Raw genomic sequence first — 7,411 nt, 5'->3', positions numbered from 1 at the left:
GTCAGGGTGATCACGCCCATCACCTCGGACGTGCCGGATTTGCTGCCGTCCATCACCCAGACATCTTCGTCACGCTCCTCCGCCATGGCGCGGGTGATGAAGGCTTCGATCACCCCGGGCGGCAGCGGGTGGGGAATGGACACGGTGGACATGGCGACGCGCGGGTCGCCTGCGTACATCTCGATCGGACCCTCATCGGACTTGCGCACGGGGCGCAACACGAAGCGTTCCGTTTCAATTTCGGGCTGCGTGGTAATATTGCCCATCTTCACCATTCCGTTCCTCCTCGGACCAAAACAAAAAGAACCGAAGCCACGGTGAGCGCGGCAAGGGTCCACATTAAAAAAGGTTCAAACCTCGATCCCGCCACGGTCGCGGCAAGACGATCCCCAGCCAGCGTCCACAGGGGGTGCAATACGACCTGGCAGGCCAACAATATGCCTGCAATGCTCAGGGTCGCTATAAAGGGTGACGTAGCCGGACCCACGAAAGCGGTGAATCCGCCGACGATCATGGCCCATGCCTTGGGATTCAGCGGGTGCACCACAAGTCCTGCGATGAAACCGGGCGCGCGGCCCATGTCCCGCTCGCTCGAAAGGCGCAGCCGCGCGACTTTCCATGCCAACCAGAAGATATAGGCCGCGGACAGATATTTCAACGTCGTGAAGACCCACGGCGCGCTGTCGGCAAGCTGCATCAGCCCGAATCCGACCGGCCAGACGACCAGCTGCTTGCCCAGCACGACACCCCCGACGAAGGGCAGCGCCGCGCGAAAGCCAAAGCGCGCCCCCGTGGCCATCAAAGCCATGTTGGCGGGACCGGGCGTGCCGATCTGGCTGGCGGCGAAGACCGCGAAACTGGCGAGGGCGACGGACATGCGCCGGGCCTCCGGGTGGGCGTGAAAGAAAAAAGGGGACCGGCCTGCGCCGATCCCCCTATGACATGCACCTCTTCGGGTCGGCTTACTCCGCGGCCTCCGCCACTGGCAGAACCGAAATGAAGGTACGGTTTTTCAGACCCTTGTGAAAGGTCACGGCGCCATCGACGGTCGCGAAGATCGTGTGATCCTTGCCCATGCCGACACCTTCGGCGGGCCAGAACTTCGTTCCGCGCTGGCGGACGATGATGTTGCCCGGAATGACGGATTCGCCGCCGTATTTCTTGACGCCAAGGCGACGACCGGCTGAGTCGCGCCCGTTACGGGATGAACCGCCTGCTTTTTTATGTGCCATCTCGGTCTCTCCTTAGCCTTTGGTCTTTTCTTTGGCCTGTTCGACCCAGCCTTCACGCTCGATCCGGCCTTTGAAAGACAGTTTCTCGTTCATCGCATCGATGTCGTCCTGCGTCCATGCCGCGATCTGCGCGAAAGTGGTCACGCCGGCATCATGCAGCTTCTTCTCCAGCGCCGGGCCCACACCGCTCAGCGCCTTCAGGTCGTCCGGCTCCGACGGGTTGCCAAGCTCGGCCTTGGGTGCTTCGTCACCGCCTGCCAGCTTTTCGGCTTCCTTCGGGTTGGCCGCCTTCTTTGCTTTCTTCGGTTCGGTCGACTTTTCGTCGGCCTTGCCGGTCGCGACGCGCTTGGCCATTTCGGCCTGATCGGTCTTGTTCATGGTGTAGCGCTCTTCCATCGCGGCTACAGCTGCCGCACTGACCGAACCCGTACCGATGGCGGCCTTGACGTCGGACTTGCCCGCACCGGAGGACAGGATGTCGGTGATCCGGACGAGCGTCAGCTTCTGGCGCTGGCCCTTCGTCCGTTTGGACGAATGCTTCCGGCGGCGCTTGACGAAGTGAATGACCTTCTCACCCTTGATCTGGTCCACGACCTCGGCCTGAACGCCCGCGTCCTCGATCAGCGGGCCGCCAACCTTGGGATCGTCCCCGCCCAGCATCAGAACTTCGTTGAACTGAACCGTTTCGCCGGCGTCCGCCGCAATACGTTCCACCCGCAGCATATCGCCGGACTGGACCTTGTATTGCTTGCCGCCTGTCTTGATGACCGCAAACATGCGCTATCCTTCTCTTGTCTTTCGCGTCCTGCGGTCCCCTTGCGGGTGTTCCGGATGCCCCCCGCGGGGTCGATCCACCTCGAACAGCGCGCCCTTGGGCGTCATTGAATAAAGCCCCGTGCAGGGATTCCTGCCGGGATGCGGGCTTATCCGCGCAACCGGGCTGCAAGTCAAGCGGGTTTCCCCGGCGCGTTCCGCTAAAGTTCCCCGCTTTGGCGGTTCACCGCGACGAAGCGCCCGAGGGCATAGGACAGCTCCGCGCGCGCCGCACCGAAACCCGCGAAAAGCGCCGCGTTGAGGGCACGCCCCGCGGGGCTTTCCATGAAGGCCGCATAGGCAGCTAGGTCGCCTTCGGGCAGCGGGTGATAGGCCAGCAGCATATAGGCGCCCAGCCATATGCGTGTCTGCTCTTCGATCCTGTCGTGCTGGGCCGCGGCCTCTGCCAGATGGTCGGCTTGGGAGCCGTCGATGGCGCCGCCTTCGTCCAGCCCGCGCAGGAACTGGTAGTTGGCATTGAGCGTTGCGGCGACATTGCGGCCCACCATATCGTTGGCCTCGATGATCCGGCGGACCTCTGCCAGTACCGGATCGCCCTGTGTCGTCAGTTCCGCGTACCGCTCCTTCGCGGCGGCCTCCACCTCTGGATCGGCCATGAGCCGCCGGGCATCGAGTTCCAACTGGGTGACGCTCTGCCCCGCGCCCGTGCCGTAGAATGCGACAGCGCGGTCCATCAGGTCACCGGGCAGATGCGCGGCCATCGCCTGCCGAAGGGCTTCGAGGGTACGCTCGGGCGTGAGGACTGCACGTAGCTGAGCCTCCCACACGGCGCCCCCCTGCCCGTCTAGCATGTCGGCCTCGATTCGCTCGGCCTCGCGCCGGTTCTCTTCCTGCAGGATGCCGGCGAATTCCGTCAGTCGCATCAGATCCATCAGGACCGCAATGCGCGCGTCCGCATGGGCCGGCAGCGCCAGCACCGCAAGAAGCGGCCAGAGCGCCAGCGCCCTCAGCATCAGAGATCCTGACTGGGCTGCATCTCCGACAGCCGTTCCGCCACCGCTTCGAACCGGTTCGCCATGATCTCGTATTGCACGGCGTTCATCAGCTCATAGACCTGCTGCATCTTGGGGTCTTCCAGGGCTTCGGCATAGGTTATCAGCTCTTCATCCGTGAAGGCCTGATAGGTATAGGCGGCCCCTTCCAGCGCGCTTTCCCGCAGCCCTTCGCGCAAAGCCTCGCGCTCGCTGCGCATGGCTTCGCGCAGGTCGGGCTCTTCCATCCGAAGCTCGATGACCCCCGCCGCGGCGGCAGCCAGCAGGAACCGTATCTGCACCTCCTGCATGGCGGCGATGGAGGTATCCTCCACCGCGCTGGCGGCGTTCAGACGCTCCAGAATGGCGACCCGGTCGGAGTCCATCCCGCGCAGCCCTTCCAGAATGGCGCCCCCCGCTTCGGCCTTGAAACCTTCTTCCTCTTCCATGTGGGCGTCGTTTTCGGTCGCCACGAGCCGCTGCCCCAGTTCGGAGCCATAAAAGGCGATGCCATGCTCCAGAAGGTCTTCGGGAAGCGTTTTCTCAAGGATCTCCAACCCCATGTCATGCATGACCGAGGTCGCGAAGACGTCGTCCACCAGCCGGGACCATTCTGAGCCGAAATCATCAGCCGCGAGTCCCAGCATGGCGGGCGCACTGTCGGCGGAGAGCCGGATGCTTTCGAGCGCGACGTCAAAGCCCGTCACTTCGAGAAAGGTTTCCACCCGCTCCCGTTCAGCCGCCGCACCCGCGGCACCGGCAAGCGTAAGGACGAAGGACAGCGCGAGGGCCATACCCAGTGCTGTCTGACGGAAAATGAAGGCCATCTGCGGCTCCTCTGTTGCATTGCGTTAAGGCCTCAGCCTAGGACAATTGACGCCTGCGGCAATCAAATATCCCGTGTTACGCGCCGACCGGCGAAACCCCTCTTGCCAGCCGCAGCAAACCCCACTAAACGGGCCACCCAGACCCCCGCGGAGAGGTGCCGGAGTGGTCGAACGGGGCGGTCTCGAAAACCGTTGACCCTTCACGGGGTCCCAGGGTTCGAATCCCTGTCTCTCCGCCACTGGCTCCTGCATACTTATGCGGCTTTTCTGATCTCAGGCTGCCCAGTTCTCGCTCGCGCCTCTGATTGCAATGGGCTACCAATCGACACACGAAGCTGCCGCCGCCATATCAAGCACTTCAATACCGTTCGACCTAACGACGACGGTCTTCGAGCGCCCCTTCCCATTCACCCCCCGATCCGAATGCCGATCTTGCCCATATGGGACTTCTCGAGAAACGCCTCCTGAGCCGCGCGCAGGTCGCGCAGGGGATAGGTCTGTGCAAGTACGGGGCGGATTTCGCCGCGCTCGATATAGCCCACCAGATCGGCAAAGACCTGCGGCCCCTGCCGCGTGCTTCCAATCAGCGTCAGGTCCTTGAGGTAGAGCGTACGCAGGTCAAGCTCCACGATCGGGCCGGCGATGGCGCCCGAGGTCACGTAGCGGCCCCGCACCCTCAGCCCATCGAGCAGCCGGGGCCACTGCGCCCCGCCGACGAGGTCGAGCACGACATCGTATGCATCGTCGGGCAGTGGATCCTCGCGGCCCAGAATGGCGTCGGCACCAAGCGCGCGCAGGTCTTCCGCCTTGGCCGGGCTGGTCACTGCAGTCACATGGGCGCCACGCCGCTTGGCGAGTTGGACGCCAGCCGAACCGACACCGCCCGAGGCGCCGGTAATCAGCACCCGTTCGGCACCGAGGCCCGCGCGCTGGATCATCCCTTCCGCCGTTGAAAAGGCACAGGGAAAGGAGGCCAGTTCGATGTCCGAAAGGTTGCTTTCGATCCGCAGGGCATGTTCAGAACCCACGGTGGTGAATTCCGCAAAGCCGCCGTCGCGTTCCGACCCGAAGGTGACCAGCGCGTCCTCCTCGCCCCCTGTGGGGCGATGCATGGGCTGGACCAGCACCCGTTCTCCGATACGGGCCGGATCGACCCCCTCGCCCACCGCGACGATTTCGCCGCAACAATCCGCCCCCTGCACGCGCGGAAAGCTCAGGGCGCCGGACCAGCCGCCGTCCGTGTCCGAAGCACCGCCATAGCCCGTCGTCGCGGCGGCGTTCGTGTCGCCCCTTACGGCCTTGGAATACCAGCCGGTTCGGGTGTTCACATCGGTGTTGTTCACCGCAGCGGCGCCGACGCGGATCAGCACTTCGCCCGCCACGGGGCGCGGCACCGGCATATCCTCGCGCCATTCCAGACGGTCGAGGCCACCATGGCCGGTCAGTACCATTGCTTTCATCGTATCGGGTAAGGTCATCATCGCCTCCGGGTCATGGTAGAATGTTCACTCTACTTGCTTAAGTAGAGGGATCATTCTACATGGTCAAGCATGAGCGATACGATGACCAAAATAGCCGCCGGGTTGGAGCGTGCCTTCGCCGCCCGCGGATTTGCCGAACCCAGCGTCGAGGACTTGCGCGATATGGCGGGTGTCAGCCTGCGCACGCTCTATAAATACACCCCCTCCCGGTCGGACATGGTGCTGGCGGCGCTGGAGCATCGCCATACCCGCTATCTTTCGCACCTGTTCGATGCCCTGCCCGTGAACCCGGAAGATGCGCTCGACGCCATGTTCGACCGCATCGGGGCTTGGATGGCAACGGAAACCGCGCACGGCTGCCTGTTCCATGGCGCGGTCGCAGCCGAACCGGGCAGCGCGCATCTGCGGGACCTGCTTTCAAGACATAAATCCGAAGTGGCCCACCGCGCTGCGAAAGCCGCCGCGGTCCCCGGCCGGGAGACTGAACTTCTGATCGTGATGGAAGGTCTAACACAGGCTTGGGCGCTGCATCGCGACGCCGCCGTGACGAGCGCAAAGCGGCTGGCCCGGGGCTTGCAGGTGCAAGAGAACGTTTAGAGCGGATTGTTTGCAGCTACCGTGAGGAGGGGTCCGCCAGTGCCCCCTGGGAAATTCTGCAAACCACCGCCGCGGAAAAGTTTGCGGCTTATTCCGCGGCCTTAAGGTACGTCATGGATCGCACCGGGGTAGCGTTTCATTAAGAGATTGCTTTCCTACGTCCAGCCTTTGCCTTCATCGAATCCAACTCGGGGTCGGGCAAAACGATAGCCCTCCCACATAAATTTAATCGCGCCAAATATACCAAGCTGGGGAAGGACTTGTCGCAATAGCTGTTCGGGCGTTATGATAGTGACGGGCGTCTTAGTTTTAGAGCGTGCTGCGACCTTCTGTAATTTGTAATCCATCGTTAGAAAGTAGTTCATGTGAGCGCATTCGGCGCACCAAATATGATACGCATCACGTGCTTGGTTAAGATTTAGCGGTTTCTGCGTCCCTTGGTATGCTCGGTCATTTTAGTAAGTTCGATAAATCGTGGGTGTCGGATACCGCACAAAAAATCCAAAACGTAATCTTTAGGTTCCCTCACCGCGCTCGCGATAATCCGTGACTGAGGGGAAATTGGGTCGGCTACCTTTCGGATAGGACAGCCGAAAAAGCGACCGGATGCGCTGACCATGCCGGGAAGGCCCCACATCTCAAGATCGACTTCTCCATGGATATGAAACGCAAGACGGCCAGAAAGCCCAGCATAGGCTAGCATCGCTAGGAGTACTGCATCACGCTTCTGCATCTCGTTTTTGATCTTGTGCAGATCATCTTTGATGTATGGTTCGTGAACTTCGATTTCTTGTTCAAGGCCACCCCAGTTGATCGTGTCCTTCCTCAGGCGGTACACATGCTTCTTTACGGCAGCAAACTTCAATATATTTGTGTCAATAAATACGTCAGCTAGCGATTGAGATACTTTCAAAACGACTGTGTCTTTGCTGCGCGGTTTACTAGTCGCAATATGATTTGACAGACATCGTTTCGCAATGCGTTGCGCAGATTAACCAGCCACATAGGCGTATCCCTTCACGCTCTCATAAGCGTCGGTCGGGCTAAATTGCCGACAAACAACGTGATCGCTCTAGGGTCAGGACCCATTGATTTCCGCACGGCGACATGATTCACGGTTGGAAAAACGAGCGGTGAACATGTCTGATCTATTCTGGCTGACAGATGCGCAAATGGCGCGTCTTGAGCCCTTCTTCCCCAAGTCCCACGGCAAACCCCGCGTCGATGATCGGCGTGTGTTGAGTGGGATTATCTTCATCAATCGCAATGGCTTGCGTTGGCGCGACGCGCCTAAGGAATACGGGCCGCACAAGACGCTGTACAACCGTTGGAAGCGGTGGAGCGACAAAGGTATCTTTGCCCGGATGATGGCAGGTCTGGCCGAAAGTCACGAGGAAAAGAAGACTGTGATGATCGACGCCACGCACCTGAAGGCACACCGCACAGCGACCAGTCTGGCCGTCAAAAAG

General features: G+C 61.3%; 10 protein-coding genes and 1 tRNA gene. 3 read left to right on the top strand and 8 right to left on the bottom strand.

Annotated elements, in window-relative coordinates; genetic code table 11:
• The 6 genes from A3728_RS05895 to A3728_RS05870 all read right to left on the bottom strand — a co-directional run.
• Window positions 1-266, bottom strand: a 266-nt coding sequence (locus A3728_RS05895; RefSeq protein ID WP_150120665.1) for a GNAT family N-acetyltransferase, incomplete at its 3' end; no start/stop codon positions are given.
• Between the two features lie 2 nt (window positions 267-268).
• Complete coding sequence (locus A3728_RS05890) at window positions 269-877, bottom strand: LysE family translocator (RefSeq protein WP_067921118.1); 609 nt, start codon at window positions 875-877, stop codon at window positions 269-271.
• 85 nt (window positions 878-962) lie between these two features.
• The gene (gene rpmA / locus A3728_RS05885; protein ID WP_067921116.1) at window positions 963-1,232 is read right to left on the bottom strand and encodes a 50S ribosomal protein L27; all 270 of its coding nucleotides are present in this window, start codon (window positions 1,230-1,232) and stop codon (window positions 963-965) included.
• 12 nt (window positions 1,233-1,244) lie between these two features.
• Window positions 1,245-2,009 (bottom strand): 50S ribosomal protein L21, encoded by a 765-nt coding sequence (locus tag A3728_RS05880; RefSeq protein ID WP_067921114.1) that lies wholly within the window; start codon window positions 2,007-2,009, stop codon window positions 1,245-1,247.
• A gap of 197 nt (window positions 2,010-2,206) precedes the next feature.
• On the bottom strand, window positions 2,207-3,019 hold the full coding sequence (locus tag A3728_RS05875; RefSeq protein ID WP_082851125.1) for a DUF2059 domain-containing protein: 813 nt from the start codon (window positions 3,017-3,019) through the stop codon (window positions 2,207-2,209).
• Window positions 3,019-3,864, bottom strand: coding sequence for a DUF2059 domain-containing protein (locus A3728_RS05870; RefSeq protein ID WP_067921112.1), 846 nt, complete (start codon window positions 3,862-3,864; stop codon window positions 3,019-3,021). The genes A3728_RS05875 and A3728_RS05870 overlap by 1 nt, the downstream gene beginning before the upstream one ends.
• 149 nt (window positions 3,865-4,013) lie before the next feature.
• Between A3728_RS05870 and A3728_RS05865 the strand changes: the two genes are divergently transcribed.
• Window positions 4,014-4,103 (top strand) — tRNA-Ser (locus tag A3728_RS05865).
• A 168-nt stretch (window positions 4,104-4,271) separates the two neighbouring features.
• Here A3728_RS05865 and A3728_RS05860 read toward each other — a convergent pair.
• Window positions 4,272-5,342, bottom strand: coding sequence for an alcohol dehydrogenase family protein (locus tag A3728_RS05860; protein ID WP_067921124.1), 1,071 nt, complete (start codon window positions 5,340-5,342; stop codon window positions 4,272-4,274).
• Between the two features lie 84 nt (window positions 5,343-5,426).
• Between A3728_RS05860 and A3728_RS05855 the strand changes: the two genes are divergently transcribed.
• The gene (locus A3728_RS05855) at window positions 5,427-5,942 is read left to right on the top strand and encodes a TetR/AcrR family transcriptional regulator (protein ID WP_067921122.1); all 516 of its coding nucleotides are present in this window, start codon (window positions 5,427-5,429) and stop codon (window positions 5,940-5,942) included.
• A 418-nt stretch (window positions 5,943-6,360) separates the two neighbouring features.
• Here A3728_RS05855 and A3728_RS05850 read toward each other — a convergent pair whose 3' ends face one another.
• Window positions 6,361-6,855 (bottom strand): hypothetical protein, encoded by a 495-nt coding sequence (locus A3728_RS05850; protein WP_067921110.1) that lies wholly within the window; start codon window positions 6,853-6,855, stop codon window positions 6,361-6,363.
• A 226-nt stretch (window positions 6,856-7,081) separates the two neighbouring features.
• Between A3728_RS05850 and A3728_RS05845 the strand changes: the two genes are divergently transcribed.
• A partial coding sequence (locus A3728_RS05845; protein WP_067921120.1) for an IS5 family transposase occupies window positions 7,082-7,411 on the top strand: 330 nt, incomplete at its 3' end.

Source organism: Sulfitobacter sp. HI0040, from assembly GCF_001634885.1.
GTDB lineage: Bacteria > Pseudomonadota > Alphaproteobacteria > Rhodobacterales > Rhodobacteraceae > Sulfitobacter.
Note: the sequence above shows the minus strand (reverse complement) of the source record. Positions and strands in the feature narration are given on the sequence as shown.

Coding starts and splice junctions, on each gene's coding strand:
- A3728_RS05890 (WP_067921118.1), bottom strand. CDS start 877: ATGTCCGTCGCCCTCGCCAGTTTCGCGGTCTTCGCCGCCAGCCAGATC.
- rpmA (WP_067921116.1), bottom strand. CDS start 1,232: ATGGCACATAAAAAAGCAGGCGGTTCATCCCGTAACGGGCGCGACTCA.
- A3728_RS05880 (WP_067921114.1), bottom strand. CDS start 2,009: ATGTTTGCGGTCATCAAGACAGGCGGCAAGCAATACAAGGTCCAGTCC.
- A3728_RS05875 (WP_082851125.1), bottom strand. CDS start 3,019: ATGCTGAGGGCGCTGGCGCTCTGGCCGCTTCTTGCGGTGCTGGCGCTG.
- A3728_RS05870 (WP_067921112.1), bottom strand. CDS start 3,864: ATGGCCTTCATTTTCCGTCAGACAGCACTGGGTATGGCCCTCGCGCTG.
- A3728_RS05860 (WP_067921124.1), bottom strand. CDS start 5,342: ATGACCTTACCCGATACGATGAAAGCAATGGTACTGACCGGCCATGGT.
- A3728_RS05855 (WP_067921122.1), top strand. CDS start 5,427: ATGACCAAAATAGCCGCCGGGTTGGAGCGTGCCTTCGCCGCCCGCGGA.